At 62.9% G+C, this 25,603-nt stretch carries 29 protein-coding genes; 11 read left to right on the forward strand and 18 right to left on the reverse strand.

The genetic code is table 11. The features are described from left to right. From APH42_RS06685 to APH42_RS06705, 5 genes are all read right to left on the reverse strand, one after another. On the reverse strand, nucleotides 1-1,044 hold a 1,044-nt coding region (locus tag APH42_RS06685), incomplete at its 3' end, for a pitrilysin family protein (RefSeq protein WP_060492995.1). Beyond that, complete coding sequence (locus APH42_RS06690) at nucleotides 1,037-2,338, reverse strand: pitrilysin family protein (RefSeq protein ID WP_060492996.1); 1,302 nt, start codon at nucleotides 2,336-2,338, stop codon at nucleotides 1,037-1,039. The genes APH42_RS06690 and APH42_RS06685, both read right to left, overlap by 8 nt. 92 nt (nucleotides 2,339-2,430) lie before the next feature. Then, nucleotides 2,431-3,033 carry a 16S rRNA (guanine(966)-N(2))-methyltransferase RsmD gene (gene rsmD / locus APH42_RS06695; RefSeq protein WP_012274663.1) on the reverse strand — a complete coding sequence of 201 codons (603 nt, stop codon included), beginning with the start codon at nucleotides 3,031-3,033 and terminating at the stop codon, nucleotides 2,431-2,433. Next, a complete protein-coding gene (locus APH42_RS06700; protein WP_012274662.1) occupies nucleotides 3,033-4,523 on the reverse strand; it encodes a pitrilysin family protein in 1,491 nt (496 codons plus the stop codon). Before APH42_RS06700 ends, rsmD begins: the two co-directional genes overlap by 1 nt. Continuing rightward, nucleotides 4,516-5,871, reverse strand: a complete 1,356-nt coding sequence (locus APH42_RS06705) for a pitrilysin family protein (RefSeq protein ID WP_012274661.1) — start codon at nucleotides 5,869-5,871, stop codon at nucleotides 4,516-4,518. The genes APH42_RS06700 and APH42_RS06705 overlap by 8 nt, the downstream gene beginning before the upstream one ends. A gap of 231 nt (nucleotides 5,872-6,102) precedes the next feature. On the opposite strand from APH42_RS06705, the gene ftsY reads away from it, so the two are divergent. The 4 genes from ftsY (at nucleotide 6,103) to rpoH (ending at nucleotide 10,294) form a co-directional block, all read left to right on the forward strand. After that, the gene (ftsY, locus tag APH42_RS06715; RefSeq protein ID WP_060492998.1) at nucleotides 6,103-7,632 is read left to right on the forward strand and encodes a signal recognition particle-docking protein FtsY; all 1,530 of its coding nucleotides are present in this window, start codon (nucleotides 6,103-6,105) and stop codon (nucleotides 7,630-7,632) included. Nucleotides 7,633-7,634: 2 nt separating this feature from the next. After that, nucleotides 7,635-8,306, forward strand: a complete 672-nt coding sequence (ftsE, locus tag APH42_RS06720) for a cell division ATP-binding protein FtsE (RefSeq protein WP_012274659.1) — start codon at nucleotides 7,635-7,637, stop codon at nucleotides 8,304-8,306. Beyond that, on the forward strand, nucleotides 8,303-9,328 hold the full coding sequence (gene ftsX, locus APH42_RS06725) for a permease-like cell division protein FtsX (protein ID WP_012274658.1): 1,026 nt from the start codon (nucleotides 8,303-8,305) through the stop codon (nucleotides 9,326-9,328). Before ftsE ends, ftsX begins: the two co-directional genes overlap by 4 nt. Before the next feature lie 111 nt (nucleotides 9,329-9,439). Continuing rightward, nucleotides 9,440-10,294 (forward strand): RNA polymerase sigma factor RpoH, encoded by an 855-nt coding sequence (gene rpoH / locus APH42_RS06730; RefSeq protein WP_015272155.1) that lies wholly within the window; start codon nucleotides 9,440-9,442, stop codon nucleotides 10,292-10,294. A 178-nt stretch (nucleotides 10,295-10,472) separates the two neighbouring features. Here rpoH and mtgA read toward each other — a convergent pair whose 3' ends face one another. Continuing rightward, nucleotides 10,473-11,183: a monofunctional biosynthetic peptidoglycan transglycosylase gene (gene mtgA, locus APH42_RS06735; RefSeq protein WP_060493015.1), complete on the reverse strand. Its 711-nt coding sequence runs from the start codon at nucleotides 11,181-11,183 to the stop codon at nucleotides 10,473-10,475. A 64-nt stretch (nucleotides 11,184-11,247) separates the two neighbouring features. Here mtgA and APH42_RS06740 point away from each other — a divergent pair, with 64 nt between their 5' ends. The 5 genes from APH42_RS06740 (at nucleotide 11,248) to APH42_RS30115 (ending at nucleotide 14,133) form a co-directional block, all read left to right on the forward strand. After that, nucleotides 11,248-11,619, forward strand: a complete 372-nt coding sequence (locus tag APH42_RS06740) for a DUF423 domain-containing protein (RefSeq protein WP_012274655.1) — start codon at nucleotides 11,248-11,250, stop codon at nucleotides 11,617-11,619. 102 nt (nucleotides 11,620-11,721) lie between these two features. Beyond that, nucleotides 11,722-11,922 (forward strand): sulfur carrier protein ThiS, encoded by a 201-nt coding sequence (gene thiS / locus APH42_RS06745; protein WP_012274654.1) that lies wholly within the window; start codon nucleotides 11,722-11,724, stop codon nucleotides 11,920-11,922. A 54-nt stretch (nucleotides 11,923-11,976) separates the two neighbouring features. Then, a complete protein-coding gene (locus APH42_RS06750) occupies nucleotides 11,977-12,789 on the forward strand; it encodes a thiazole synthase (RefSeq protein ID WP_003249091.1) in 813 nt (270 codons plus the stop codon). A gap of 9 nt (nucleotides 12,790-12,798) precedes the next feature. Further along, on the forward strand, nucleotides 12,799-13,521 hold the full coding sequence (gene trmB / locus APH42_RS06755) for a tRNA (guanosine(46)-N7)-methyltransferase TrmB (RefSeq protein WP_004575478.1): 723 nt from the start codon (nucleotides 12,799-12,801) through the stop codon (nucleotides 13,519-13,521). 459 nt (nucleotides 13,522-13,980) lie between these two features. Beyond that, complete coding sequence (locus APH42_RS30115; RefSeq protein WP_171577240.1) at nucleotides 13,981-14,133, forward strand: hypothetical protein; 153 nt, start codon at nucleotides 13,981-13,983, stop codon at nucleotides 14,131-14,133. 39 nt (nucleotides 14,134-14,172) lie between these two features. Here APH42_RS30115 and APH42_RS06760 read toward each other — a convergent pair whose 3' ends face one another. The 9 genes from APH42_RS06760 to APH42_RS06800 all read right to left on the reverse strand — a co-directional run bounded on the left by APH42_RS06760 (nucleotide 14,173) and on the right by APH42_RS06800 (nucleotide 20,731). Further along, entirely contained in the window at nucleotides 14,173-14,499 is a 327-nt protein-coding gene (locus tag APH42_RS06760; RefSeq protein ID WP_003249095.1) for a DUF3392 domain-containing protein, read from the reverse strand. Nucleotides 14,500-14,508: 9 nt separating this feature from the next. Next, the gene (hemW, locus tag APH42_RS06765) at nucleotides 14,509-15,684 is read right to left on the reverse strand and encodes a radical SAM family heme chaperone HemW (protein ID WP_012274653.1); all 1,176 of its coding nucleotides are present in this window, start codon (nucleotides 15,682-15,684) and stop codon (nucleotides 14,509-14,511) included. Beyond that, entirely contained in the window at nucleotides 15,681-16,277 is a 597-nt protein-coding gene (gene rdgB / locus APH42_RS06770) for an RdgB/HAM1 family non-canonical purine NTP pyrophosphatase (protein WP_012274652.1), read from the reverse strand. The genes hemW and rdgB overlap by 4 nt, the downstream gene beginning before the upstream one ends. Beyond that, complete coding sequence (locus tag APH42_RS06775) at nucleotides 16,274-16,708, reverse strand: DUF4426 domain-containing protein (RefSeq protein WP_012274651.1); 435 nt, start codon at nucleotides 16,706-16,708, stop codon at nucleotides 16,274-16,276. The genes rdgB and APH42_RS06775 overlap by 4 nt, the downstream gene beginning before the upstream one ends. A 22-nt stretch (nucleotides 16,709-16,730) precedes the next feature. Then, on the reverse strand, nucleotides 16,731-17,351 hold the full coding sequence (gene metW / locus APH42_RS06780) for a methionine biosynthesis protein MetW (protein ID WP_012274650.1): 621 nt from the start codon (nucleotides 17,349-17,351) through the stop codon (nucleotides 16,731-16,733). 7 nt (nucleotides 17,352-17,358) lie between these two features. Further along, nucleotides 17,359-18,498, reverse strand: coding sequence for a homoserine O-acetyltransferase (locus APH42_RS06785; RefSeq protein ID WP_012274649.1), 1,140 nt, complete (start codon nucleotides 18,496-18,498; stop codon nucleotides 17,359-17,361). Nucleotides 18,499-18,586: 88 nt separating this feature from the next. Beyond that, nucleotides 18,587-19,177, reverse strand: a complete 591-nt coding sequence (locus APH42_RS06790) for a YggT family protein (RefSeq protein WP_012274648.1) — start codon at nucleotides 19,175-19,177, stop codon at nucleotides 18,587-18,589. Between the two features lie 10 nt (nucleotides 19,178-19,187). Further along, nucleotides 19,188-20,006 (reverse strand): pyrroline-5-carboxylate reductase, encoded by an 819-nt coding sequence (gene proC / locus APH42_RS06795; RefSeq protein ID WP_060492999.1) that lies wholly within the window; start codon nucleotides 20,004-20,006, stop codon nucleotides 19,188-19,190. A gap of 38 nt (nucleotides 20,007-20,044) precedes the next feature. Then, on the reverse strand, nucleotides 20,045-20,731 hold the full coding sequence (locus APH42_RS06800; RefSeq protein ID WP_012274646.1) for a YggS family pyridoxal phosphate-dependent enzyme: 687 nt from the start codon (nucleotides 20,729-20,731) through the stop codon (nucleotides 20,045-20,047). 65 nt (nucleotides 20,732-20,796) lie between these two features. Between APH42_RS06800 and APH42_RS06805 the strand changes: the two genes are divergently transcribed. Further along, nucleotides 20,797-21,795, forward strand: coding sequence for a type IV pilus twitching motility protein PilT (locus APH42_RS06805; protein WP_060493000.1), 999 nt, complete (start codon nucleotides 20,797-20,799; stop codon nucleotides 21,793-21,795). Nucleotides 21,796-21,906: 111 nt separating this feature from the next. Here APH42_RS06805 and APH42_RS06810 read toward each other — a convergent pair whose 3' ends face one another. Continuing rightward, nucleotides 21,907-22,533 (reverse strand): C40 family peptidase, encoded by a 627-nt coding sequence (locus APH42_RS06810; RefSeq protein ID WP_012274644.1) that lies wholly within the window; start codon nucleotides 22,531-22,533, stop codon nucleotides 21,907-21,909. 166 nt (nucleotides 22,534-22,699) lie between these two features. Here APH42_RS06810 and APH42_RS06815 point away from each other — a divergent pair, with 166 nt between their 5' ends. Further along, on the forward strand, nucleotides 22,700-23,119 hold the full coding sequence (locus tag APH42_RS06815) for a TM2 domain-containing protein (protein WP_012274643.1): 420 nt from the start codon (nucleotides 22,700-22,702) through the stop codon (nucleotides 23,117-23,119). Between the two features lie 37 nt (nucleotides 23,120-23,156). On the opposite strand, the gene APH42_RS06820 is transcribed toward APH42_RS06815, so the two are convergent. Together APH42_RS06820 and argS are read right to left on the reverse strand one after the other, a co-directional pair. After that, nucleotides 23,157-23,855: an SPOR domain-containing protein gene (locus APH42_RS06820; RefSeq protein WP_012274642.1), complete on the reverse strand. Its 699-nt coding sequence runs from the start codon at nucleotides 23,853-23,855 to the stop codon at nucleotides 23,157-23,159. Between the two features lies 1 nt (nucleotide 23,856). After that, complete coding sequence (argS, locus tag APH42_RS06825) at nucleotides 23,857-25,593, reverse strand: arginine--tRNA ligase (protein WP_012274641.1); 1,737 nt, start codon at nucleotides 25,591-25,593, stop codon at nucleotides 23,857-23,859. Nucleotides 25,594-25,603: the final 10 nt, after the last annotated feature.

Raw genomic sequence — 25,603 nt, forward strand, 5'->3', positions numbered from 1 at the left:
CACATACTTCGGAGCAATTTCCCAGGTGATGGTGAACAGGCCGCCAGCACTCATGGGTTTCACATCGGTAGCGATGCCGTAGGTCAAGCCGCGACGTTGGCGCAGTTCCCTCATCAAGCGAGATTCGATACCGGCTCCCAGCACTTCGCTGGCCAACACCAAGGCCGGGTACTCCGGATCATTGGCTGGCACATTCATGGGTAGCGCAAGCAGGACGGCACTGCTGGTACCGGACTGCTCGACGTTGATCGTTGCACGGGTCGCTGGTGGAACGATGGGGAGTTCAGTGGCGCTCCAGCCTTGGGGCAATGCCTGGCTGATGCGTTGTGAAATTGCTTGGGCGTGCGCCAGGGAAAGGTCCCCAACCACCACCATCTCCAGGTTGCTGGCGCAATAACCACGCTGATGAAAACGCTTCAAGTCGGCAGGGGCGATGCCTTCGATACCTTCGCGGGTGCTCCCGAGTGGGTTGCCGTAGGGGTGGCTGTGGAACAAATGCCGGTAGGCCTCGCTTATCATTCTGAAAGAGGGCTGTCGCTCGCGAGTTGCGTTGTTCAGGATCAGTTGCTGCTTCATGTTCTCCAGGGCCGAAGGCGGGAACGTGGGGCATGCGACAAGGTCAATGAGCAGCTCCAACGCCGGCTCGAGCAGCGCGCTCGCGCTGAGGCTACGCAGGCTCAGGGTCGCGTGCTCCAGGCGTACCTGCTTGTCCACGATCGCGCCCAGGCGCTCTAGCTGATCGGCCTGCTCGGTGGCGGTGAAATGCTGGCTACCCTCATCGAGCATGTACAACGTCAGGGCCGCCAAGCCGGGTTGCACGGTGTCCTGGGCCGTGCCGGCCTTGAACCGCAAAATGATGTCCACGATCGGCAGCCCGCGGGCCTCGACGAATTTCACCCCTGCACCGCCTTCGGTGGTCCAGGCATGCACAGGCGTTTGAAGGGATTCGAACTGTTCCAGGTCAAGCCCTTGGGCTGAGACCAGGTTGCCAGGAATGCTGTTGGCTGCAGCGAGCTGCTGCGCCCCTGCGTCTGGATTATTCATCGGCACTTTCCTTGTGATGCATGAAGGTGATTGCTGTGCGCGCCTCGGTGAGGAATGCATGCGCGGTCTCTGCGACCTGCTCGGCTGTCACGGCTTCGATGGCTTGACGCTCATCCTCCAGCGCAACCGGGTCCAGGCCGCAGGTGGCCTGCATGCCAATGAAATGTGCCTGTTTTGCGATGTCATCGCGTTCGAACACCTGCCGGGCTATCAAGCGCGCTTTGGCGCGCTTGAGGTCTGCGGTGGCCGGTATCGACTGGCGGAACGTTTCGATTTCGAGCGTAAGCCTTTCGGCGGCGGCCTCCGGCGTTACCTGCGGGCTGCAGAACGCGTAAAGGGTCAGCAGGCTGTCACCGCGCCGCCAGGGTTCATATCTCGACGTCAAACTTTGCAGAAACGGTTCATTCAGCACCAGGTTGCGCTGCAGGATGCTGGCATAGCCTTGGGCAAGCATTTCGGGAAGCAAACGCAGTGCATAGGCTTGGCTGCTAGAGCTGGCGGTGCATTGGCTGGGGAGGTTGAAACTGATGATCACGGCCGTGTTCAGACCTTGCAAATGCAGGGTCTGGCAGCGCCGGACCTGCCCAGAGGGCGTAGTAGGTACTTGCTGTACAGGCAGGCGATGAGCGGGGATCGCTGCAAAGTGCCGCGCCACCAGCGTTTGCAGCTGTGGCAGGGTAACGTTGCCGGCCACCGCGAGCGTAGCATTGTTGGGGTGGTACCAGGTTTGGTACCAGGTGCGTGCGGCAGCCAGGGTCATATGGCCGAGATCGGTAGCGTGGCCGATCACCGGGGTGCCATAACCGTTGTTGCCATAGGCCAGCAACAGGTGATGTTCCATTGCCAGTGCCAAAGGGTTGTTGTCGACATCCTCTCGTCGTTCTGCCATGACCACTGCCAGCTCTCGAGCGAAAGGAGAAGCGCTGAGCGTGGCGCTGGCCATGATGTCGGCCATTGCCTCCAGGGCGATTTCCAGGCGACTGGCAGGCAGTGTCAGTGGAAAGACGGTAGCCTCGGCGCCGGTGAACGCATTCGGCTCTCCTCCCAAAAGGGTCATCAGGGCTGAATACTGGCCAGCAGCCAGTTTGCTGCTGCCCTCGAACAGCAAGTGCTCCAGGGCATGGGAAAGGCCAGTGTGGCCTTCTGGCTCGTAGCTGGAGCCGACGTGATACCACAACTGCGCGCTGACCAGCGGCGCGCGGTGGTCTTCGCGTAGATAGACGCGCAGGCCATTGGCAAGGGTGAACGCACTTACCGAGCTTGCCGGCAAGGGTGGGGAGGGGCGTTCGGTCATGGTTGAAGTGCTCCTTCGGGAAACGAAGGCGCAGCTTCAACCAGAGCCTGGACGGGGTTGCGGTAACTAAATACACCCAACCCGTCAGGGGGTCAGCCCCGCTGCCAGAGTGCGTAGTGCACCTGGCCGGTCTTCTTCTCGCGGTGCAGGCGCCAGTTGCCGGGCAGTTGCAAGGTCGATGGTGCGGCTTCGCTCTCGGTGTACACCCATGCCTGCTCGTTCAGCCACTGGTTCTGTTCCAGCAGGTCACAGGTATTGGCCAGCAGGTCCTGATGGAACGGCGGGTCGAGGAACACCACATCGAATTGCTGCTTGGCCTGGCCTTGCAGGTAGCGCAGGGCGTCGGTTTGCAGAATTTGCCCGCGCGGGCAGCGCAGGATCTCAAGGTTGTTCTTCAGGTTGGCGATGGCCGCCGGGTTGCTGTCCAGCGCCACAGCGTCCTCGGCCCCGCGTGACAGGGCTTCGAGCACCAGGGCGCCACTGCCGGTGAAGGCGTCCAGCACGTGGGCACCTTCGATGTAGGGTGCCAGCCAGTTGAATACGGTTTCCCGCACGCGGTCAGGCGTTGGCCGCAGGCCTTCGCCTTCCGGCACCGCCAGGCGGCGGCTGCGCCACTCGCCGGCGATGATGCGCAGGTGGCCCTGGCCCTTGCTTTGGCCCGCTTGCGGGCGGGCGGGAGGGGTGGATCTTGGCATTAGTGCTCCGGTACCCCGAGCGGTTGCTCGGAGGGCTTTTCAGTGGGTGCTGGCAGCGGTTTTTGTGGCACTTTCGGGCCAACGGTGACGATCACCAGTTTATCGGCTGACAGGTGTTTGTTCATGGCCGCCTTGACCTGTTCGACGGTGAGGGCCTGGGACTGCTGCATGAAGTCCTCCAGCCAGGTCAGCGGCAAGTTGTAAAAGCCGATTGCGCCCAGTTGGCCGACGATGCTGGCGTTGCTGGCATTGGACAGTGGGAAACTGCCGGCCAGCTCGCGCTTGGCATCGTCCAGCTCCTGCTGGGTAGGGCCATTCTTGAGGTAGTCGGCAAGAATGTCCTGCACCAGCTTGAGCGTGCCCTCGCTGAGCTCGGCGCGGGTTTGCAGGTTGATCATGAACGGGCCGCGTACCTGCATCGGGCTGAACACCGAGTAGACGCCGTAGGTCAGGCCACGTTTTTCACGCACCTCGCTCATCAGGCGGGTTCCGAAGGCGCCACCGCCGAGTATCTGGTTGCCCAGCGACAGGGCTGGCCAGTCCGGGTCCTGGCGGTCGATACCCAGCTCGGCCAGCATCAGGTGAGTCTGCTTGGACGGGAAGTCGATGTGGGTCAGGCCGGCTTTGGCATCAGCGGGCTGGGCCGGTGCGGGCAGCGCCGGGCCTTTGGGCAGGCCGGCGGATACCTGGGCGGCGATGGCTTCGGCTTCGGCACGGCTGAGGTCGCCAACCAGTGCGATCACCGCGTTGCCGCCGGTGTAGGCCTTTGCGTGGAAGGCACGCAGCTGTGCCAGGCTGATGGCCGTGATGCTTTCGGCGGTGCCGTCGCTTGGGTGAGCGTAGGGGTGGTCGCCATAAAGATTGCCGAACAGGGCCTTGCCGGCGATCTTGCCGGGGTTTTGCTTCTCGTATTCAAAACCGGCCAGCATCTGGTTCTTGATGCGTTTGAGCGCGTCTTCGGGGAACGTTGGCTTGCCCGCCACTTCGGTAAACAGCTTGAGGGCCGGCTCGCGCTTGTCCTTGGTGCTGAGGCTGCGCAACGAGGCCACGGCCATGTCCCGGTAAGAGCCGTTGCCAAAGTCCGCGCCCAGGCCTTCGAAGCCTTCGGCGATGGCAGTCACGTCCTTGCCGGCCACGCCCTCGTTGAGCATGGCGTTGGTCAGCGCGGCCACGCCTGGTGTACCGCCGTCCTGGCTACTACCGGCAGCGAAGGTGACGCGCAAGTCGAACATGGGCAGTTCGCGTGCTTCGACGAACAGCACCCGGGCACCTTCGGCGGTGTTCCAGTGCTGGATGTTCAGTTGGCGTCGGCTGGGCGCCTTGCCATCCAGTTCGGCCAGCGATTGCAAGGTATTGGCCGGGCGGGCTGCACTGTTGTCGGCCTTGGCCACGTTATCGGCCATTGCCGGGGCGACCAGCACTGCCGCCAGCGCCAGGGCGCGAATGCCCGTGGCCAACAGGGTTGGGCGTGGTGCGCGGCGATTACTCATGAGCGGACTCCTCAGGCAGTACATGGGCAACGCTCAGGCGTTCGCGGGTGAAGTAGGTGCGCGCGGCGTTCTGGATGTCCTGCGGGGTGACGCGCTTGAGCTCGTCAAGCTCGCTGTCGATCAGTTTCCAGGACAAACCGACGGTTTCCAGCTGGCCAATGGTGGTGGCCTGGCTGCTGATGGAGTCGCGGTCGTAGACCAGGCCGGCGATGACCTGGGCGCGTACGCGCTCCAGTTCTTCGGCGCTGGGTGGTGTGGTCTTGAGTTCATCAAGCAACTGCCAGACGCCCTTTTCCACGTCTGCGAGGGTTTTCTGCTTCTGCACGTTCGGCGTGGCCGAGATCAGGAACAGGCTGTCGCCGCGCGTGAAGGCGTTGTAGCTGGACGACGCACCGGCCACCAGCTCCTGGCCACGCTCCAGGCGGGCCGGCAGGCGGGCGCTGTAGCCGCCGTCGAGCAGTGCCGAGATCAGGCGCAGGGCATGTACGGTGCGTGGGTCCTTGGCGGTGGGCAAACCAGGCACGTTGAAGCCGTAGATCAGGCTCGGCAACTGGGTACGTACGTGCAGGGTGAGCTGACGCTGGCCAGGCTCGGCAAGTTCCAGGGGCAGCTTGGCGGGGGGCACGGCGCGCTTGGGAATGCTGCCGAAGTACTTCTGCGCCAGGCCCTTGACCTCGTCGGCGGTGACATCGCCGACCACCACCAGGGTGGCGTTGTTGGGCGCATACCAGGACTCGTACCAGTGGCGCAGTTCTTCGACCTTCATGCGCTCCAGGTCGGCCATCCAGCCGATGGTCGGGGTGTGGTAGCCGCTGGCCGGGAAGGCCATGGCGCGGAACAGCTCGAACGCCTTGGAATTGGGCTGGTCGTCGGTGCGCAGGCGGCGTTCTTCCTTGATGACTTCGATTTCGCGGCTGAACTCGTCGGCTGGCAGGCGCAGGCTGGCCAGGCGATCGGCCTCCAGCTCCAGGGCTACGGGCAGGCGGTCGCGGGCCAGTACCTGGTAATAGGCGGTGTAGTCGTCGCTGGTGAAGGCGTTTTCATCGGCGCCGAGGTCACGCAGAATGCGCGAAGCTTCGCCGGGGCCGACCTTGGCGCTGCCCTTGAACATCATGTGTTCAAGCGCGTGGGACAAGCCGGTCTGGCCCGGGGTTTCGTAGCTGGAGCCGACCTTGTACCAGATCTGCGAGACCACCACCGGGGCGCGATGGTCTTCACGCACCACGACCTTCAGGCCATTGTCGAGGATGAATTCGTGGGTGGGTTGCACATCGGCGGCGAAGGCCGCGAGCGGCAGGCAGAGCGTGCCGAGCAACAGGCCAGCGGCGCGGCGGGCTAGAGCATTCATAAGGTGTTCAACCTGTTCGGCGGCCCGCAGGGTTTAGCGTCGACGGGCCAGGAGGTGCTAGGATACTGATCCGGTTGCCTGGCGACCATGCCTGTCGCCGTTCTGGCCCACAGGACACTAAGACAAAACGTTGCGCATGAACCAGCCGGCTTCAAGATAGTCTGTTCTGCGTAGAGAGAATTCCCGATGCGCCGTAGCTGGCCCATCGCTACCCTGAGATAGCCGTCCTCCATGTTTGGTTCCAACGACGACAAAAAAGCGCCGGCCGAAGCTGGCGAAAAGAAAGGCCTGTTCAGCTGGTTTCGCAAGAAGCCGCAGCAACCTGTCGCCGAACAGCCACAAGCCCCCGAGCCGCAGGCTGCAGAGCCGGTAGCGCCGCAGCCCGCCGTCGAGCGCCCTGAAGCTGCTCCAGTGGAGCCGGTGGCTGCACAGGCCCCAGCGCCTGCAACTGAAGCCCCTCGAGCTGCCGAGCCAGCATTGGCCCCTGAGCCTGCAAATGCCCCAGTGGTAGCCCCGGTCCTTGAGTCTGCACCCGCCCCGGTGGTTGCCTCGGCCCCTGAGCCTGCCCTGTCCCCTGTGGACGCGGGGTTGCCTGCGAGTGCGCAGTCTGCCGCCCCGCAGGTCGAAACCCCTGCGCCCGTAGCTGTTCCTGCCACTCAAATCATCGAACCCCCTGTCAGCAACCTGGTCCTGCCCGTTGCCGAAGAGCCCGTCGCGCTCGTCCCTGACCTGGAGCCAAAGGCCCCGCCTGCGATCCCCGAGCGCCCGGTGGCAGAGCCCGTGCAGCCTGAGCCCGAGCCAGCCCCTGTCGCCGCAACCGTTACCGAGCAAGCCAAGCCCGGCTTCTTCGCCCGGCTCAAACAGGGACTGTCCAAGACCAGCGCCAGTATCGGCGAGGGCATGGCCAGCCTGTTTCTTGGCAAGAAGGTCATCGACGACGACCTGCTCGACGAAATCGAAACGCGCCTGCTGACCGCCGACGTCGGCGTGGAAGCCACCTCGGCCATCGTCCAGAACCTGACCCAGAAGGTCGCGCGCAAGCAGCTGGCCGACGCCGATGCCCTGTACAAATCGTTGCAGGAAGAACTGGCCGCGCTGCTGCGCCCAGTCGAACAGCCGCTGAAAGTGCAGGCACAGAACAAACCCTATGTGATCCTCGTGGTTGGCGTGAACGGCGCCGGCAAGACCACCACCATCGGCAAACTGGCGAAGAAGCTGCAGCTGGAAGGCAAGAAGGTGATGCTGGCTGCCGGTGATACCTTCCGTGCGGCGGCGGTCGAGCAGTTGCAGGTATGGGGCGAGCGTAACCAGATTCCGGTGATCGCTCAGCATACCGGTGCCGACTCCGCTTCGGTGATCTTCGACGCCGTGCAGGCTGCCAAGGCCCGTGGCGTCGACGTGCTGATCGCTGATACCGCCGGGCGCCTGCACACCAAAGACAACCTGATGGAAGAGCTGAAGAAGGTCCGCCGGGTCATCGGCAAGCTTGATGCCGAGGCGCCGCACGAGGTGTTGCTGGTGCTCGATGCCGGCACCGGCCAGAACGCCATCAGCCAAGCCAAGTACTTCAATCAGAGCGTCGAGCTGACCGGCCTGGCCCTGACCAAGCTGGACGGCACTGCCAAAGGCGGGGTGATCTTCGCCCTGGCCAAGCAGTTCAATATCCCAATCCGCTTCATCGGTGTCGGTGAAGGTATCGACGACCTGCGCACCTTTGAAGCCGAGCCGTTCGTCAAGGCTCTGTTCGCCGAGCGAGACTGACCATGATCCGATTCGAACAGGTTGCCAAGCGCTATCCCAACGGTCATGTGGGTTTGCATGAGCTGAGCTTCCGGGCGCGTCGGGGCGAGTTCCTGTTCGTGACCGGGCACTCGGGTGCTGGCAAGAGCACCTTGCTGCGCCTGTTGCTGGCCATGGAGCGCCCGACCAGCGGCAAGCTGATGCTGGCCGGCCAGGACCTGGGCCAGATCAGCAACGCGCAAATCCCGTTCCTGCGCCGGCAGATCGGCGTGGTGTTCCAGAACCACCAGTTGTTGTTCGACCGCACGGTGTTCAACAACATTGCCCTGCCACTGCAGATTCTTGGCCTGTCCAAGGCCGAGATCGCCAAGCGTGTGGACTCGGCGCTGGAGCGTGTGTCGCTGTCCGACAAGGGCGAGCTGTTCCCGGCCGACCTGTCCACCGGGCAGCAGCAGCGGGTGGGCATCGCCCGTGCCATTGTCCACCAGCCCGCGCTGCTGCTGGCCGACGAACCCACCGGTAACCTCGACCCGCGCCTGGCTGCAGAGATCATGGGTGTATTCGAGGACATCAACCGCCTGGGCACCACGGTATTGATCGCCAGCCACGACCTGGCACTGATTGCGCGCATGCGCCACCGCATGCTCACCTTGCAGCGCGGCCGCTTGATCGGCGATGGGGAGGCCGGGCAATGAGCACTACACGAACGCCGAAAGTTTCCGAGCGGGTTGCGCCAAAGCCGGCCGACCCGCAACCGGCGAAGAAAAAGCGCGGCGAAGACGATGACGGACCGGATTTCCGCACGCTGCTGCATGCCTGGCTGGAAAGCCACCGCGCCAGCATGGCGGACAGCCTGCGTCGCCTGGGCAAGCAGCCGATCGGCAGCTTTTTCACCTGCCTGGTGATGGCTGTGGCGCTGAGCATGCCCATGGGCCTGTCGTTGCTGCTGAAGAACGTCGAGCAGCTTGGCGGCTCGTGGCAACGCGCTGCGCAGATTTCGCTGTACCTCAAGCTTGATGCCGGTAGCCGCGATGGCGAGGCCCTGCGCGACGAAATCAAGGGCATGCCCGGGGTCGCGGACGCGCAGTTTGTCAGCCGCGAGCAGGCGCTGGAGGAGTTCCAGCAGCAGTCTGGCTTGGGTGAAGCCTTGCGCGAGCTGCCCGACAACCCACTGCCTGGCGTGGTTGTGGTGACCCCGACCGAGGTCGACAAGCCGGCCCTGGATGCCTTGCGTCAGCGTTTGTCGGAACTGCCGCGGGTGGAAGTGGCACAACTGGACCTGGTGTGGGTCGAGCGCCTGGCAGCCATCCTCAAATTGGGTGACCGCTTTGTCTTCGGCCTGGCCGTGATGCTGATTTCTGCCCTGCTTTTAGTAATCGGTAACACAATTCGTCTACATATTGAAAACCGCCGTGTCGAGATCGAAGTGATCAAGCTGGTAGGCGGCACTGACGCCTACGTGCGCCGGCCTTTCCTGTACATGGGCGCCTTGTATGGCCTGGGTGCGGGGGTGCTGGCGTGGGGTATCCTGGCGTTCGGCCTGAACTGGCTGAATGACGCGGTTGTGGGGCTTTCCGGGCTGTACGGCAGTGACTTCGCCCTTGGCGGGGTGCCAGCGTCCGATGGTCTGTCGCTCTTGATCGGAGCGGTGCTGTTGGGGTATATCGGTGCATGGATTGCCGTCGCTCGTCACCTGAACGAGCTGGCGCCGCGATAGTTTTTACGTGCCAGCATTGACATTTTCTTCACTACGGAACTTGTACCGTCGTTCCAGGTCAATGTTGGCAGCGCCCACAAGGTGCGAGTTTAGTAAGTCGGAGGTTCTTGAATGACCACATCGTTGCAACCTGCCTATGCCCTGGTGCCCGGTGCAAACCTGGAAGCCTATGTGCACACGGTCAACAGCATCCCGCTGCTGACGGTCGAGCAGGAGCGTGATCTGGGCGAGCGTCTCTATTATGAGCAGGATGTCGAGGCCGCTCGTCAAATGGTGATGGCCCACCTGCGTTTCGTCGTACATATCGCCCGTAGCTATGCCGGCTACGGGTTGGCCCAGGCCGACCTGATCCAGGAAGGCAATGTCGGCCTGATGAAAGCCGTCAAGCGCTTCAACCCGGAAATGGGCGTGCGCCTGGTGTCGTTCGCCGTACACTGGATCAAGGCAGAGATTCACGAGTTCATCCTGCGCAACTGGCGCATCGTCAAGGTGGCGACCACCAAGGCCCAACGCAAGTTGTTCTTCAACCTGCGCAGCCAGAAGAAGCGCCTGGCTTGGCTGAACAACGACGAAGTGCATCGCGTGGCGGAAAGCCTTGGTGTCGAGCCGCGCGAAGTGCGTGAGATGGAAAGCCGCCTCAGCGGCCAGGACATGGCCTTCGACCCAGCAGCGGAAGCTGACGACGACAGCGCCTTCCAGTCGCCAGCGCATTACCTGGAAGACCATCGTTACGATCCTGCGGTGCAGTTGGAGGATGCCGATTGGAGTGATAACTCCACCAGCAACCTGCACGAAGCGCTGCAAGGTTTGGATGAACGTAGCCGCGATATTCTCTACCAGCGCTGGTTGGCGGAAGAGAAAGCCACGTTGCATGAGCTGGCTGACAAGTACAGCGTTTCGGCTGAGCGGATTCGCCAGCTGGAGAAGAATGCGATGAACAAGGTCAAGGCACTGATCGCGGTCTGATCGAGCCTGGCCGTAAACAGAGCCGCTTGCCTGGATAGGGTGAGCGGCTTTTTTTGCCTGTGAGATTTTGGGGCCGCCTTGCGGCCCATCGCGACGCAAGGCCGCTCCTACAAGGGATCGCGGTCGCCTGTAGGAGCGGCCTTGTGTCGCGATGGGCTGCGCAGCAGCCCCCAAAAGCTCAAAGTTTGCGCGAAGTATCGAGCTGCATCAGGTAGCTGGGCCCGCCCAACTGGCTCATCTGCCGGCGAATCCAACCGGCCCGGCTCGCCACATAGGCACTCGGCCGGCTGGCACTCCACTTGATCGGGCTAGGCAGCACTGCGGCCAACTGCGCCGCCTGCTGGCGGCTGAGCCGGCTGGCATCAACGCCAAAGTGATAACGCGCTGCCGCCTGGGCACCAAACACGCCTTTGCCCCACTCGGCGCTGTTCAGGTAAACCTCGAGAATTCGCTCTTTCGACCAGAACAACTCGATCAGCGCCGTGAACCAGGCTTCCAGCCCTTTGCGGAACCAGCTGCGCCCGGACCATAGGAACAGGTTCTTGGCTACTTGCTGGGTCAGGGTGCTTGCACCGCGGACATTACCGCCGCGCTCGTTGTAGGCCAGCGCTGCCTGAATGGCTGGGATGTCGAAGCCCCAGTGGCTGGCGAACTTCTGGTCCTCGCCCGCGATGACGGCAACCTTCAGTTCATCGGAGATATTCTCCCACGGCTCCCAATCGCGCTGCAGGTCGATCGGCTCGCCATTCACCCATGACTGTACCTTGCGCTCGACCATCAGCGCCGTGCCGGGCGGTGGCACCCAGCGGAACACCAGCACCAGCACGATGCTGCCGGCAGCGAACCAGAGCAGGGCGCGGGAGAGGCGACGGATAAGGGTTGGCAGCATGGCGATGGCTTGGCCGTACGGGTGGAAGGGGCCATTATACAGACCCGATACAAGGAGTCGTCCCATGCTTCGCAGCTTCCTGATGCTTGCCGCCTTTTTCGGCTTTACCGGGGTCGCCCTGGGTGCCTTCGCCGCCCACGGCCTGAAAAACCGCCTGACGGCGGACTACCTGGCCATTTTCCATACCGGCGTGACTTACCAACTGGTGCATGCCTTGGCGATCTTCGGCGTTGCCGTGCTCTCGGTGCACTTGCCCGGGCGCCTGGTGGGCTGGGCTGGCGGCCTGTTTGCGCTGGGGATCGTGCTGTTCTCCGGCAGCCTGTACCTGCTAACCCTCAGCGGTCTGGGCAAGCTGGGCATCATCACCCCGATTGGCGGCCTGTGCTTCTTGGCCGGCTGGCTGTGCCTGGGCCTGGCGGCCTGGCGGCTGGGCTGACCGAGTGGTCCACAATCGCGACTAATGGCGCGCACCGCCCTTGGGTTGCAGGACGGTTCGGCGCTAGAATGCGGGCCCCAAAGAACAATGGTGGCCGTGCGCATGCGCATTCAATTGAACGGTGAGCCTTACGAACTGCCTGCTGGCGAAAGCGTTGCAGCCCTGCTGACCCGCCTTGAGCTGGCCGGGCGCCGTGTCGCAGTGGAACTGAACCTGGATATCGTGCCGCGTAGCCAGCACGACAGCACGCTGCTGAACGACGGCGACCAGGTCGAAGTGGTCCACGCCATCGGTGGCGGCTGACAGCAGCCCGGCGGTTCACAAGCAAGCCCAGCAACCTTTTCCCGAGGAACAACGATGAGCAACGTTCGTAGCGACAAGCCCTTCACCCTGGCCGGGCGTACTTTCCAGTCGCGCCTGCTGGTCGGTACCGGCAAGTACCGTGACATGGAAGAAACCCGCCTGGCCACCGAGGCCTCGGGTGCCGAAATCGTCACCGTCGCCGTGCGCCGTACCAACTTGGGCCAGAATGCGGGCGAGCCGAACCTGCTCGATGTACTGTCGCCTGACAAGTACACCATCCTGCCGAATACTGCAGGCTGCTTTGACGCGGTGGAAGCGGTGCGTACTTGTCGCCTGGCCCGCGAACTGCTGGATGGGCGCAAATCGCATGAATCCCGGACGCTGGTAAAGCTGGAAGTGCTGGCCGACCAGAAAACCCTGTTCCCCAACGTGATCGAAACCCTCAAGGCCGCCGAAGTGTTGGTCAAGGAAGGTTTCGACGTGATGGTGTACACCAGCGACGACCCGATCATCGCCCGTCAATTGGCCGAGGTGGGCTGCATCGCGGTCATGCCGTTGGCTGGCCTGATTGGTACCGGCCTGGGCATCTGCAACCCCTACAACCTGCAGATCATCCTGGAAGAGTCCAAGGTGCCGGTGCTGGTCGACGCCGGTGTGGGTACAGCTTCCGACGCTACCATCGCCATGGAAATGGGCTGCGAGGCGGTGCTGATGAATTCGGCCATTGCCCACGCCCAGCAACCGGTGCTGATGGCCGAAGCCATGAAGCACGCCATCGTCGCCGGTCGCATGGCCTACCTGGCCGGCCGTATGCCGAAGAAACTCTATGCCAGCGCCTCTTCGCCGCTGGATGGTCTGATCAAGTAAGAGCAACTGATGACTGAATCGCACGATACGCCGATCACCCCCGACGGCGAAGCTCGCCCGCACCGCCGCATCAAGAGCTTCGTGATGCGCGCCGGGCGCATGACCGAAGGCCAGCAGCGCGGCCTGGACCAGGGCGGCCCGCTGTACATCCTGCCGCTGGCCGACAGCCCGGTGGACTATGACCAGGTGTTCGGCCGTTCGGCGCCGCGCACCCTGGAGATTGGCTTCGGCATGGGCCATTCCCTGTTGGAAATGGCCGCTGCCGCGCCTGAACAGGACTTCATCGGTGTGGAAGTGCACCGCCCGGGTGTGGGCGCGCTGCTCAACGGCGTGCTGACCCAGGGGCTGAAGAACCTGCGGGTGTATGACTGCGATGCAATCGAAGTGCTGAACCGCTGCGTGGCCGACAACAGCCTCGACCGCTTGATGCTGTTCTTCCCCGACCCATGGCACAAGGCGCGTCACCACAAGCGTCGTATCGTGCAGCTGGAGTTTGCCGAGCTGGTACGTCGCAAGCTCAAGCCCGGTGGCGTGTTCCACATGGCCACGGACTGGGAACCGTATGCCGAGTACATGCTGGAAGTGATGAGTGCCGCCCCCGGCTACCGCAACCGTGCGGCCGACGGTACTTACGTGCCACGCCCGGAAGAGCGCCCGATCACCAAGTTCGAACGCCGCGGCGAGCGGCTGGGGCATGGGGTGTGGGACTTGAAGTTCGAGAAGGTGGATTGAACGGCTGAGTCAGCCTATTGATGTGCTAGTGCTTGCAGAAATGCAGGCGAAAAAAACCGCCTTGAGAAAGGCGGTTTTTTTGTGAGCAACAGGACTGAGTATCCTGCGCTCTGGGGTTTCACTGAAAACTTCACACAGTCAGCTGATCATAGGGACCTTCGAAAACTGGGTCAATGTGCGGAAGTATCCGGCATCACGTGTGTCGGCGCGGTTAACAGCCTTGATTGGATGATCCAGGTATTATCGCGTCGCTCCTGTGTGTAGATTCAGTGATGGGCCGGGTAGGAGAAGAATTCTGCTTTCCGGCCCCTTCGACATGGCTTGAGAACCATGCCGGTGACACTCTTCGAAGGGCCATCAACCTGGCCACTTCACTGAAGACTTCACACAGTTTTCGAAGGCATCGAAGCGCCAGTTAGATGCTGGAAGACTGGCCCGCCAACACGGAGGCCAAGGCATATGAAGCGTTTGCTTGATGCGCTGAGCCGCGCCTGGAAGCTTGTCCGGATCTTGATAGTGCTCAAGACCGTTCGGGATTTCTGTGGGAGCGGGTTTACCCGCGAAGAAGGCGACGCGGTGCCTGGCACGGGCTTTGCCCGTGTTCGCGGGTAAACCCGCTCCTACAGGGTAAGGCGTTAGTCCGACGGCGGTTCAACCCCTGCGATCAGCCACCACGCCAATCAACACCAGCACCACCAGCAACACCGGTGCCAGCGCGTAGTTGTTGAACTGGCTCAGCCCCTTCACCACCCACGGTGTGGCATAGATCAGCGCCGCACCGCTGCCGATCATCACCATCAATGCCATGAACGGCACGCGCAGGGCACCCGCCAGGCCACCCAGGCGTTGCTCGGCCCAGGCTTTGACATCGGTGCCGAACAGCACCAGCAGGCAGCCTACCAAGGCCAGTGAAATCTCCGACAGGTTGCTGCGGCTCCAGCGGGAAACCGTCGCGAGCAGATCAAGTACCAGATCCATGGGTCATCCTTAGGTCAAGAAATACTGCAGCAGGTCATTGAGGAACAACTGGCCCCTTGGCGTGGCCACCAGTCGATCCGGTTCGACCTGCAAAAGGCCCTTTTGTTCGGCGGCGCGGCGTGCCTCGCGCAGTTGTTCCAATGGCAAGCCCGTGCGTTGGGTAAACAGTTCGGCTTCCACGCCATCGGTAAGCCGCAGGGCGTTCATCAGGAACTCGAACGGCAGCTCGTCCACCGGCAATAGCTTCTCGCCGGCCTTGAACGGCTTGGCCAGGTTCAGGTAGTCCTTGGGCAGGCGGGTCTTCCAGGTGCGCAGGATGCGCCCGTCGGCGAAGGTGAGCTTGCCGTGGGCACCTGCACCGATGCCGATGAAGTCGCCGAAGCGCCAGTAGTTGAGGTTGTGCCGGGCGGCGCGGCCTGCCTGCGCATACGCCGATACCTCGTACTGGCGGTAACCGTGCTCGGTCATCAGCGCCTGGCCGGCTTCCTGGATGTCCCAGAGGATGTCGTCTTCGGGCAGCTCTGGCGGTTGGTTCCAGAATACCGTGTTTGGTTCCACGGTCAGCTGGTACCACGACAGGTGCGTCGGCCCCAGGTCAATGGCCTGGCGCAGGTCGCCCAGCGCATCATCCAGCGACTGGTCGGGCAGGCCGTGCATCAGGTCCATGTTGAAGTTGTCGAAGCCGGCGGCGCGTGCCATGCCGGCGGCACGCACCGCTTCATCGCCGTTGTGAATGCGCCCCAGCGCCTCCAGCTTGGCCGGTTGGAAGCTCTGCACTCCGATGGACAGGCGGTTGATGCCGGTTTGCCGGTAGGCCTTGAACTTGTCCTGCTCGAAGGTGCCTGGGTTGGCTTCCAGGGTAATTTCGATGTCTGGCGCAAATGGGATGCGCTGTTCCACGCCGCGCAGCAAACGGCCAAGGGCGTTGGCGCTGAACAGGCTGGGCGTACCGCCACCGAAAAAGATCGAGCTGATCGGGCGGCCTTGCACGGCGGCCAGTTCCTGGTCGAGGTCGTCCAGCAGTGCTGTGACGTAGGCGTCTTCCGGCAGTTCAGGCCCGGCAGCGTGGGAGTTGAAGTCGCAGTAAGGGCATTTGCGTACGCACCACGGGATGTGGATGTACAGCGCCAGCGGCGGCAGGCTGGTGAAGCGCACCGCGCCGGGAGTGGACAGCGTTGCGATCATGCCAGGCCCAGACGTTGGCGCAGCAGGGCCATGGCACGGGCGCGGTGGCTGAGCTGGTTCTTGTCTGCCGGAGCCAGGTCGGCGCTGGAGCAGCTTCGCTCCGGTACCCAGAACAATGGGTCGTAGCCAAAGCCGTGCTCGCCGCTGGCTTCAAAAAGGATGCTGCCGTGCCACAGTCCTTCGCAGAGGATTGGCAACGGGTCGTCGGCGTGGCGTACCAACGCCAGTACGCAGACGAACTGCGCGCCGCGCTCGGCTTCAGGCACGTCTTTCAACGCTTCGAGCAGCTTGGCGTTGTTCGCCGCGTCACCCTTGCCATCGGCGTAGCGTGCCGAGTAGATGCCCGGCGCGCCGCCGAGGAAGTCCACCGCCAGGCCAGAGTCGTCGGCCAGGGCTGGCAGGCCGGAAATACGGGCGGCATTGCGCGCTTTGAGGATGGCGTTTTCGACGAACGACAGGCCGGTCTCTTCTGGCTCGACCTGGCTGAACTCGCCAATCGAGCGCAGTTGCACGGACTGGCCGAGCATGGCCTGGAGTTCCTTGAGTTTGCCGGCGTTGTGGCTGGCCAATACGAGTTGCTGGAAATTCATCATTCGCCTGGGAACACGTCCTGGTTGAAGCTGAGGGAGTTGCTGATCCCGCCGGTTTCGATGTTCAGGTCGAAGGTGACGGTTTCTGGTTGGTCGATCTTGAATTGGGCGATGTAGTACACCGCGCCTTGTTCGGTAATTTGCTTGAACGACAGCGGGCTGCTGCGCCCCGTCAGGTCTTTGACCGTGCCGCTGACCAACGCCGGGGTGGACTTGTTGGCCTTGAGCACGGCAATGTTGAGCACGCCCTGGTTCTTGCTGCGTACAAGACCAGTCGCTGCGGCCACTTCGGGTGTAAGCATGCTCGACGTGAATGCGCTGTAGTGCACCGTCACGTCGCCAAACACTTCCTTGCGCTCGGGGCGGGCGGCATCGGCAGCCAGTACCGGCAGGGCCAGGCACAGGCTGATCAGGAACAGGGCTAGGCGACGCATGGGGCGATTCCTCCGGTGGGCGTCAGACCGCGAGCTGGTGCTCTTGCAGGCTCGGGCTGCTGACGCGGTAGATGCCGATCTCACCTAGTAGATTAGGCCATAGCCGGCCACCCCACCCGTTACGGTGCAGGTGGTCGACCGCCAGGCGGTCGAGCACCTTGGCCCGTCGTTCGTGCACCAGTTCTTCGAAGTCGGCGAAGGTGCAGAAGTGGATGTTCGGTGTGTTGTACCAGGTGTACGGCATGAAGTCCGAGACCGGCATGCGGCCTTTGGTCGCCAGGTACCAGCGGCAGCGCCAGTGGCCGAAGTTGGGGAAGGTGATGATGCACTGGCGGCCCACGCGCAGCATCTCGTCGAGGATGCGGTCAGGGTACTCCACGGCCTGCAGGGCTTGGGTCATGATCACCACGTCGAAGCTGTTGCTGGCGAAGTTGCCCAGGCCTTTGTCCAGGTCCTGCTCGATGACGTTGACGCCCTTGGCCACGCAGGCGGCGATGTTGTCGGCGTCGATCTCCAGGCCATAGCCGGTGACCTGCTTGCGGTCACGCAGCGAGGCCAGCAGTTCGCCACTGCCGCAGCCCAGGTCGAGTACCCGGCTGCCGGCGGGGATCCAGTCGTGGATGATTTCCAGATCGGCTCTCATGCTGTCCTCAGATGGCAATGCGGTTCATGTAGTTCGAGAAACCCTGCATGTAGCGAGGTGTGGGGATCAGGAAGGCATCGTGCCCATAAGGCGAGTCGATCTCCAGGTAGCAGACGTTTTTACGCGCGGCCATCAGGGCGTCGACGATCTCGCGTGAACGGGCCGGCGAGAAGCGCCAGTCGGTGGTGAACGACATGATGCAGTAGTCCGCCGTGACATGGGCCAGGGTGGCAGCCAGGTCACCACCCTGGGCGGCGGCTGGGTCGAAATAGTCCAGCGCCTTGGTCATCAGCAGGTAGGTATTGGCGTCGAAACGGCCGGAAAACTCCTCGCCCTGATAGCGCAGGTAGCTTTCGACCTGGAACTCGACGCTGTGGAAGTCGTAGTTGAGCTTGTCGCTTTTCAGCTCACGGCCGAATTTTTCACCCATCGAGTCGTCGGACAGGTAGGTAATGTGGCCGACCATGCGTGCCAGCATCAGGCCGCGCTTGGGGATTACGCCCTGGTCCTGGAACGAACCGCCGTGGAACTCGGGGTCGGTGAGAATGGCCTGACGGGCCACCTCGTTGAAGGCGATGTTCTGTGCCGACAGTTTGGGCGCCGAGGCAATGTCGACGCAATGGCGCACGCGCTCGGGGTAGCTGATGGTCCATTGCAGCGCCTGCATGCCGCCCAGGCTGCCGCCGACCACGGCGGCCCATTGCTGGATGCCCAGACGTTCGCCCAGGCGCACCTGGCTATGCACCCAGTCCTCCACGGTCAGTACCGGGAAATCGGCGCCATAGGGCTTGCCGGTGGCCGGGTTGACACTGCTGGGGCCGGTGCTGCCGTTACAGCCGCCGAGGTTGTTCAGGCTGACCACGAAGAAGCGGTTGGTATCGATTGGCTTGCCGGGGCCGATGCAGCTATCCCACCAGCCCGGCTTGCGGTCGGTGGCGGCATGGTAGCCAGCGGCATGGTGGTGGCCGGAAAGGGCATGGCAGATCAGCACGGCGTTGCTCGCGCTGGCGTTCAGGGTGCCATAGGTCTCGTAGACCAGTTCGTAACTGGCCAGGGAGCGGCCACAGGCCAGGGCCAGCGGTTCATCGAACCGGGCGGTTTGCGGTACTACCAGACCGACGGAATCTACGGGAAAGACAGTGGACATCGACCCTGCTCACGCTTGACGGAGGCGTAAGTCTAAAGAGCGCTACCCCCAGCGGCAAGCAAAGGCTTGCCGCTGGGGGTAAGCAGGGTCAGATCATGCGCCACAGTTCTTGTGGCATGCCAGCGTAGGCGGCCAGCGGGGGCATTACGAACGACTGGATCACCTGGATCGCCAGGAAGGCGAAGATCGGCGAGATGTCCATGCCGCCCAGGTTGGGCACCAGGCGGCGGAACGGTGCCAGTACCGGCTCGCTGATCTGGTAGGCCAACTCGGCCGCCGGATTGTGGCTGTTGGGGGCTACCCAGGACACGATCACCATGACGATCATGGCCACCCAGAAGATCTTCAGGAACAGCGAAGTGATGCCGATGATCGCCCACATCAGCAGGTGCAGGATGTCGCCGAAGGTGCCATAGGTGACCATCAGCACAAAGCCCATCAGCAGCGCCTGGATCACGATTGCCAACAGCAGCGACGAGGTGTCCAGCCCGCCGACACTGGGAATGACCCGGCGGATCGGCTTGAGCAGCGGCTGGGTGGCACGCACCGCGAACTGGCACAGCGGGTTGTAGAAATTGGCCTTGACCAGTTGCAGCACGAAGCGCAGCAGGACGATCACCAGGTACAGGCTGACCAAGGTTTGCACCACGAAGATCGCGGCGCCGGACAGTGCATTCATCTAAAGCTCCTTATTTGCCCAGTTGTTCGGCCAGTTCGGCGGAGCGCGTGGCTGCAGCTTGCAGCGCCTGCTCGACGATGGCTTCGAAGCCGCTGGCCTGGAACGATTTGATCGCCGCTTCCGTGGTGCCGGCGGGCGAGGTGACGCGGCGGCGCAGTTCGGCGGCATCGACATCGCTGGCAACCGCCATGCGCGCGGCGCCCAGGGCGGTCTGCAAGGTTAGCTGGGAAGCGGTTTCGCGTGGCAGGCCAAGTTTTTCGCCGGCTGCGGTCATGGCCTCGATCAGCAGGAAAAAGTAGGCCGGGCCGCTGCCGGATACGGCGGTAACGGCGTCCAGTTGCTGTTCTTGCTGCAACCACAAGGCGGTGCCCACGGCCGACAGCAGTTGTTCGGCCTGCTGGCGCTGTTCGCCGGACACTTCGGCGGTGGCGTACAGGCCGCTCACGCCCTGGCGCAGCAGTGCGGGGGTATTGGGCATGCAGCGTACCACCGGGCGAGCGCCCACCCAGCTTTGCAGGCTGGCGCAGGTGATGCCGGCAGCGATGGAAACGATCAGTTGGCCATCCCGCAGGTTGGGTTGCAGGGCCTGGCACACGGCCTTCATGACTTGTGGTTTGACCGCCAGCACGATGACGTCGGCGCCCTCGATGGCCTGGGCGTTGTCCTCGAAGGTTTCGATGCCGTGCTCGGCCTGGATGCGGCCGCGGGTCTCGGCGCCCGGGTCGCTGGCGCGGATCTGCGAGGCGTCCAGCCCCTGGGCACGCAGACCGCCGATCAGGCTGGCGGCCATGTTGCCGGCGCCGATAAAGGCAATACGTGTCTTGCTCATGTCAGGTCCTTGTGGAAAAGAGTGAGTGAAGCATGGAATCAGGTGTTGCCGTAGTCGCGGGCACCGAACAGGGCGGTGCCGATACGCACCCAGGTCGCACCCTGTGCGATCGCGGCTTCCAGATCGTGGCTCATGCCCATGGACAGGGTGTCCAGATCAAGCCCCAGGTTTTCCTGCAACTGGCGCAAATGGGCGAAGGCAGCCTCCTGGGCGGCGCGGTCGTCGGTGGGCTCGGGGATTGCCATCAGCCCGCGCAAGCGCAGGTTGGGCAGCCCGGCCACGGCCTTGGCCAAGGCCGGCAGGTCTGCGGGGGCGCAGCCAGACTTGCTGTCTTCGCCACTCACGTTCACTTGCAGGCAGAGGTTCAGCGGCGCCAGACCGGCAGGGCGCTGCTCGGACAGGCGTTGGGCAATTTTCAGGCGGTCCACGGAATGTACCCAGTCGAAATGCTCGGCGATGGCCTTGGTCTTGTTCGACTGAATGGGGCCGATGAAGTGCCAGATCAAGGGCAAGTCGCTGAGCTCCTGCTGCTTTGTCAGCGCTTCCTGTAGGTAGTTCTCCCCGAAATCGCGCACGCCTGCGGTGTGGATCTCGCGGATGGCGCTGGCCGGCTTGGTCTTGCTCACGGCCAGCAACTGAACGCTGGCCGGATCGCGCCCGGCTGCCTGGGCGGCGCTGGCGATACGGGCGGAAATCGCGGAAAGGTTGTCTGCTAGGGTGGACATGGACGGATGCCGGCAACTGAAGGGTTTGCGGCATTCTACCTACTTGAAGGCCTTTGGGGAGTCTCATGGACGTGACTGACCTGTTGGCCCGGGCCGTGGATGCGGGGGCTTCGGACCTGCACCTGGCGGCGGGCCAGATACCGATGCTGCGTTTGGATGGCGAGTTGCAGGGGATGGATTTGCCGACCTTGGGGGCGGATGCCTTGATCGATGGCATGGCTGCCGTGCTGGATGACCACCAGCGACGACAGTGGGCCCATGGCGATGAACTGGATCTGGCGCTGGAGTTACCTGCCCTTGGGCGTTTTCGGCTGAACCTGTTTCGCCAATTGAATGGCCCAGCTGTCACTTTTCGGTTGATTCAGGGGCGAATTGCCACGCTGGATGAGCTTGATCTGGCAGATGTGTTTCAAGCTGTTGCCCAATGCCGTGATGGCTTGATCCTGGTGGGCGGGCCGACCGGCAGTGGAAAGTCCAGCACCCTGGCGACGCTGGTTGATCAACTGAATCGCGAGCGGGCGCTGCACATCATTACCCTGGAGGACCCTGTCGAAGTTATCCACGGCAGCCAGCGCAGCCTGGTCAATCAGCGCGAGGTGGGGCGTCATAGCCACAGCTTTGCTCAGGGGCTACGCAGTGCGCTGCGCCAGGACCCGGATGTGATCATGATCGGTGAGTTGCGTGACCTGGAAACCATTCGCCTGGCCCTGCGCGCGGCCGAAACCGGGCATCTGGTGCTGGCAACCGTGCATGCGCGTTCGGCGGCCAGCAGTATCGACAGGTTGGTGGAGGTGTTCGCTGCCGAGGAAAAGCCGTTGGTGCGGGCGATGTTGGCCGAGTCGCTGCGCCTGGTGGTCGCGCAGGTGCTGGTCAGGCGTGTGGGCGGTGGACGGGTGGCGGCTCGGGAAGTGCTGGTGGCGACGCCGGCGGTGCGCAATCTGGTTCGGGAGGGGCGGATGGCGCAGTTGTGTTCGGTGATGCAGGCGGGAGGGGTGGAGGGGATGCGGACGATGGAGGGGGCGATGCGGGGGTTGAAAGAGAAGGGGCTGATCAACGACCTGTAGTGTTTACACCGGCCCTTTCTCGGGCAAGTCCACTCCCACAGGGTCAGCACAGATTTTGAGGGCTGTGTCATCGCTGTGGGAGCGGGCTGGCCCGCGAAGAGGCTGGCCTGCTTAACGCTTGGCCAGGCTCAGCTGCTGCTGTTCCTTCGGCAGTACTCGCTTGGCCACGACGTAATGCTTCTGCCAGTACGGCTTGCTCAGGGTGTCGATGCTCACCCGCTTGCCGCGCCGTGGGGCGTGGATGAAGCGGTCGTTGCCCAGGTAAATGGCAACATGGTTCACCCGGCGGCTCTTGATGTTGAAGAAAATCAGGTCGCCAGGCTTCAGGTCACCTTTGGCCACCTTCACGCCGTGGCCCTGGGCCATGGCATTGGAGGTGCGCGGCAGGTCGACATCGGCGACGTCATTGAAGGCGTACTTGACCAGCCCGCTGCAGTCGAAGCCTTTTTTCGGGCTGCTGCCGCCCCAAACATAGGGGGTACCGAGCACATTCACCGCACGGCTGAGCACATCGCTGCTTTGCTTCGGCGACATGGCGGCAACCTGCACGCCGCGGCTGCTGGCGGCATTGCTTGGGCGAGCGCGCAGTGTGGTTTGCTTGACCGGTGCGTGTTTCACCGAGGCGTTGGTGGTGTAGCCGGTGAAACCATTGGGAAGACGTTGCTCACGATTGGTGGCGTGGGCGGCCAGGGGCAATAATAGGCAGAGGGTCAGCCATGTCTTGATCAAAGGCGGCATAGATGAAGCTCTTATGAATAGTTATGTGTTGGGCGCGCAACTTTATAACAGCTTTTTGATCAATCTTTGATCCGTTGGTCGATTGCCCAGGTGCCGTACGTCGGCCTGCGACGAGAAAGTCACATTTTTTTTTAGAAAATTTTCGGATAACCCAAAGGGGCTATGAATGAACAGTTATCAACAGGGGGCGCCCTTTCACGACACCCACAGCAAAACCATTGGCTACTTGCTGTGGATTTTCGGCTTCACCGGGTCCCATCGTTTCTACTATGGCAAGCCGATTACGGGGACCCTTTGGTTCTTCACCTTCGGCCTGCTGGGAATCGGTTGGCTGATCGACCTGTTTCTGATCCCGTCCATGGACCGTGAGGCTGACCTGAGGTTCCAGTCGGGGCGTATCGACTACAACATCGCCTGGGTTCTGCTGACCTTCCTGGGGGTGTTCGGCCTGCATCGCCTGTATCAGGGTAAATGGATCACCGCGATCATCTACTTCTTTACCGGCGGGTTGTTCCTGGTGGGGGTGCTGTATGACTTCTGGACGCTGAACAGCCAGGTTTCCGAGCGGAATGCGGGGCGGGGATGAGGTAGGCGGGGGCTGCAACGCAGCCCCCAACCAAGGCTTACTGGCGGGTCTGGCGCTGTTGCAGCAACAGGTTGCTGAACCCAGCCCCGGCCAGCTGCTTCTGTGCGCCGGTCAACTGCTCACGATTGCTGAACGGCCCGACCAGCACGCGGTACCAGGTTTCGTCCTTGACCGTACCTGACTCCACCTTTACCGCCTGGCCCAGCAGAATGATCTGTGCGCGCACCTTGTCGGCATCGGCCTGCTTGCGGAACGAGCCCGCCTGCAGGAAGTACTGGGTGGTCGCTGCCGGCTTGATCACCGGTGGTGGCGGTGGCGGGGTCTGGCCGAGCAAGGCTGCCTGTGCACGAGCGGTGTCTATCTTCGCCGCTTCGGCCGGGGTCACCGGGGTTACCGGCTGTGCCGGGACCGGAGGCGTCTTCTCTGGCACGGCCTCTGGCGGCACGATGACCTCGGACTCCGGCAGCAGGGTGTAGAAGTCATACTTCGGCTTCACCGGCTGCTGCGGGGTGGCCTGCGCGGGCTTGCTGGCCTCGGCCACCTTCTCCGGCTTCTGCTGCTCGGGTTTGGCGCGCTTGATGTCGTCGCCACCGGGTTCGAGCTTCATCAAGAACACGATGAACGCGCCTACGGTCAGGCCGACTGCCAGCCATACCCAGCCGGGGATCGGCTGTTTGGCCGGCGCCGTCTGACGGCTGGCGCCGCGCTTTGGGGCAGGTTTTTTCTTGGCAGCCAACTTACATGCGCTCCAGGGTTTCCAGGCCGAGCAGTTCCAGACCTTGTTTGAGGGTACGGCCGGTCAGGGCGGCCAGGCGCAGGCGGCTCTGCTGCTGTTCCAGGGTTTCGGCGGCGAGGATCGGGCAGTTCTCGTAGAAGCTGGAGAACAAGCCGGCCAAGTCGTACAGGTAGCTGCACAGCACGTGCGGCGTGCCTTTGTCGGCGACGTTGTTGAGGATTTCGCCAAACTGCGCCAAGCGTGCGGCCAGGTCCTGCTCGTGGGCCGCCTGCAATACGATGTTGCCTTCAACTTCGTCAAAGCCCTTGCCCAGCTTGCGGAACACGCCGGCTACGCGGGTGTAGGCATACAGCAGGTAAGGCGCGGTGTTGCCTTCGAAGTTGAGCATCAGCTCGAAGTTGAAGCTGTAGTCGCTGGTGCGGTGCTTGGACAGGTCGGCGTATTTCACCGCGCCAATGCCCACCACTTCGCCGATGTGGCGCAGTTCGGCTTCGGTCAGGCTCGGGTTCTTTTCCTTGACCAGCGCGTAGGCGCGCTCCTTGGCCTCGGTGAGCAAGTCGATCAGCTTTACGGTGCCGCCGTCACGGGTCTTGAACGGGCGGCCGTCAGCGCCGTTCATGGTGCCGAAACCCATGTGCTCCATTTGCATCGGGTGGCCGACAAAGCCTGCGCGGCGTGCCACTTCGAACACCTGGTTGAAGTGCAGGGCCTGGCGCTGGTCGACGAAGTACAGGGCACGGTCAGCGTTGAGTACGTTGCTGCGGTAGCGCACGGCGGCCAGGTCGGTGGTGGCGTACAGGTAGCCGCCGTCGGCTTTTTGCACGATCACCGGCAGTGGCTCGCCTTCGCTGTTCTTGAATTCTTCGAGGAACACGCACTGGGCGCCTTGGCTTTCGACCAGCAGGCCCTTGGCCTTGAGGTCGGCCACCACGTTGGCCAGGTCGTCGTTGTACGCGCTTTCGCCCATCACGTCGGCCATGGTCAGCTTGACGTTGAGCAGCTCGTAGGTCTTCTGGCAGTGCGACAGCGAGATGTCCTTGAAGCGTGTCCACAGGGCCAGGCACTCGGGGTCGCCGGCCTGCAGCTTGACCACCAGGCCACGGGCGCGAGTGGCGAACTCTTCCGATTCGTCGAAGCGTTTCTTCGCCGCCCGGTAGAAGTTTTCCAGGTCTGACAGCTCGTCACTGGTGATCGGGTTTTCCTGCAGGTAGGCCATCAGCATGCCGAACTGGGTGCCCCAGTCGCCGACGTGGTTCTGGCGAATGACGTTGTCACCCAGGAATTCCAGCACGCGCGCGACGCTGTCACCGATGATGGTCGAGCGCAGGTGGCCGACGTGCATTTCTTTGGCCAGGTTCGGCGCCGACATGTCGATGACGACCTTTTCGCTCGGGCCAGCTTTGCGCACGCCCAGGCGGGCGTCGGCCAGGGCGGCATCCAGGCGGTTGGCCAAAGCGTCGGTGTTCTGGAAGAAGTTCAGGAAGCCGGGGCCGGCGATCTCAACCTTGCTGATGTCGGCGCTGGCCGGCAGGGCATTGATCAGTTTCTCGGCCAGGTCGCGCGGCTTCATGCCAGCCGGCTTGGCCAGCATCATGGCGATGTTGCTGGCGAAGTCGCCGTGGGTCTTGTCCCGGGCGTTTTCCACCTGGATCGCCGGCGACAGCCCTTCAGGCAGCACACCGTCGTTGACGAGTTGGGTGAGGGCTTGCTGGATCAGCTGGCGAATGGTGTCTTTCATGGGGATCTCT

Source organism: Pseudomonas sp. NBRC 111140 (genome assembly GCF_001320885.1).
Taxonomy (GTDB): domain Bacteria; phylum Pseudomonadota; class Gammaproteobacteria; order Pseudomonadales; family Pseudomonadaceae; genus Aquipseudomonas; species Aquipseudomonas putida_P.

What these genes read in the sequence shown, in the direction of transcription:
- APH42_RS06690 (WP_060492996.1), bottom strand. Translation starts at nt 2,338, where the DNA reads ATGACCGAACGCCCCTCCCCACCCTTGCCGGCAAGCTCGGTAAGTGCG.
- rsmD (WP_012274663.1), bottom strand. Translation starts at nt 3,033, where the DNA reads ATGCCAAGATCCACCCCTCCCGCCCGCCCGCAAGCGGGCCAAAGCAAG.
- APH42_RS06700 (WP_012274662.1), bottom strand. Translation starts at nt 4,523, where the DNA reads ATGAGTAATCGCCGCGCACCACGCCCAACCCTGTTGGCCACGGGCATT.
- APH42_RS06705 (WP_012274661.1), bottom strand. Translation starts at nt 5,871, where the DNA reads ATGAATGCTCTAGCCCGCCGCGCCGCTGGCCTGTTGCTCGGCACGCTC.
- ftsY (WP_060492998.1), top strand. Translation starts at nt 6,103, where the DNA reads ATGTTTGGTTCCAACGACGACAAAAAAGCGCCGGCCGAAGCTGGCGAA.
- ftsE (WP_012274659.1), top strand. Translation starts at nt 7,635, where the DNA reads ATGATCCGATTCGAACAGGTTGCCAAGCGCTATCCCAACGGTCATGTG.
- ftsX (WP_012274658.1), top strand. Translation starts at nt 8,303, where the DNA reads ATGAGCACTACACGAACGCCGAAAGTTTCCGAGCGGGTTGCGCCAAAG.
- rpoH (WP_015272155.1), top strand. Translation starts at nt 9,440, where the DNA reads ATGACCACATCGTTGCAACCTGCCTATGCCCTGGTGCCCGGTGCAAAC.
- mtgA (WP_060493015.1), bottom strand. Translation starts at nt 11,183, where the DNA reads ATGCTGCCAACCCTTATCCGTCGCCTCTCCCGCGCCCTGCTCTGGTTC.
- APH42_RS06740 (WP_012274655.1), top strand. Translation starts at nt 11,248, where the DNA reads ATGCTTCGCAGCTTCCTGATGCTTGCCGCCTTTTTCGGCTTTACCGGG.
- thiS (WP_012274654.1), top strand. Translation starts at nt 11,722, where the DNA reads ATGCGCATTCAATTGAACGGTGAGCCTTACGAACTGCCTGCTGGCGAA.
- APH42_RS06750 (WP_003249091.1), top strand. Translation starts at nt 11,977, where the DNA reads ATGAGCAACGTTCGTAGCGACAAGCCCTTCACCCTGGCCGGGCGTACT.
- trmB (WP_004575478.1), top strand. Translation starts at nt 12,799, where the DNA reads ATGACTGAATCGCACGATACGCCGATCACCCCCGACGGCGAAGCTCGC.
- APH42_RS30115 (WP_171577240.1), top strand. Translation starts at nt 13,981, where the DNA reads ATGAAGCGTTTGCTTGATGCGCTGAGCCGCGCCTGGAAGCTTGTCCGG.
- APH42_RS06760 (WP_003249095.1), bottom strand. Translation starts at nt 14,499, where the DNA reads ATGGATCTGGTACTTGATCTGCTCGCGACGGTTTCCCGCTGGAGCCGC.
- hemW (WP_012274653.1), bottom strand. Translation starts at nt 15,684, where the DNA reads ATGATCGCAACGCTGTCCACTCCCGGCGCGGTGCGCTTCACCAGCCTG.
- rdgB (WP_012274652.1), bottom strand. Translation starts at nt 16,277, where the DNA reads ATGATGAATTTCCAGCAACTCGTATTGGCCAGCCACAACGCCGGCAAA.
- APH42_RS06775 (WP_012274651.1), bottom strand. Translation starts at nt 16,708, where the DNA reads ATGCGTCGCCTAGCCCTGTTCCTGATCAGCCTGTGCCTGGCCCTGCCG.
- metW (WP_012274650.1), bottom strand. Translation starts at nt 17,351, where the DNA reads ATGAGAGCCGATCTGGAAATCATCCACGACTGGATCCCCGCCGGCAGC.
- APH42_RS06785 (WP_012274649.1), bottom strand. Translation starts at nt 18,498, where the DNA reads ATGTCCACTGTCTTTCCCGTAGATTCCGTCGGTCTGGTAGTACCGCAA.
- APH42_RS06790 (WP_012274648.1), bottom strand. Translation starts at nt 19,177, where the DNA reads ATGAATGCACTGTCCGGCGCCGCGATCTTCGTGGTGCAAACCTTGGTC.
- proC (WP_060492999.1), bottom strand. Translation starts at nt 20,006, where the DNA reads ATGAGCAAGACACGTATTGCCTTTATCGGCGCCGGCAACATGGCCGCC.
- APH42_RS06800 (WP_012274646.1), bottom strand. Translation starts at nt 20,731, where the DNA reads ATGTCCACCCTAGCAGACAACCTTTCCGCGATTTCCGCCCGTATCGCC.
- APH42_RS06805 (WP_060493000.1), top strand. Translation starts at nt 20,797, where the DNA reads ATGGACGTGACTGACCTGTTGGCCCGGGCCGTGGATGCGGGGGCTTCG.
- APH42_RS06810 (WP_012274644.1), bottom strand. Translation starts at nt 22,533, where the DNA reads ATGCCGCCTTTGATCAAGACATGGCTGACCCTCTGCCTATTATTGCCC.
- APH42_RS06815 (WP_012274643.1), top strand. Translation starts at nt 22,700, where the DNA reads ATGAACAGTTATCAACAGGGGGCGCCCTTTCACGACACCCACAGCAAA.
- argS (WP_012274641.1), bottom strand. Translation starts at nt 25,593, where the DNA reads ATGAAAGACACCATTCGCCAGCTGATCCAGCAAGCCCTCACCCAACTC.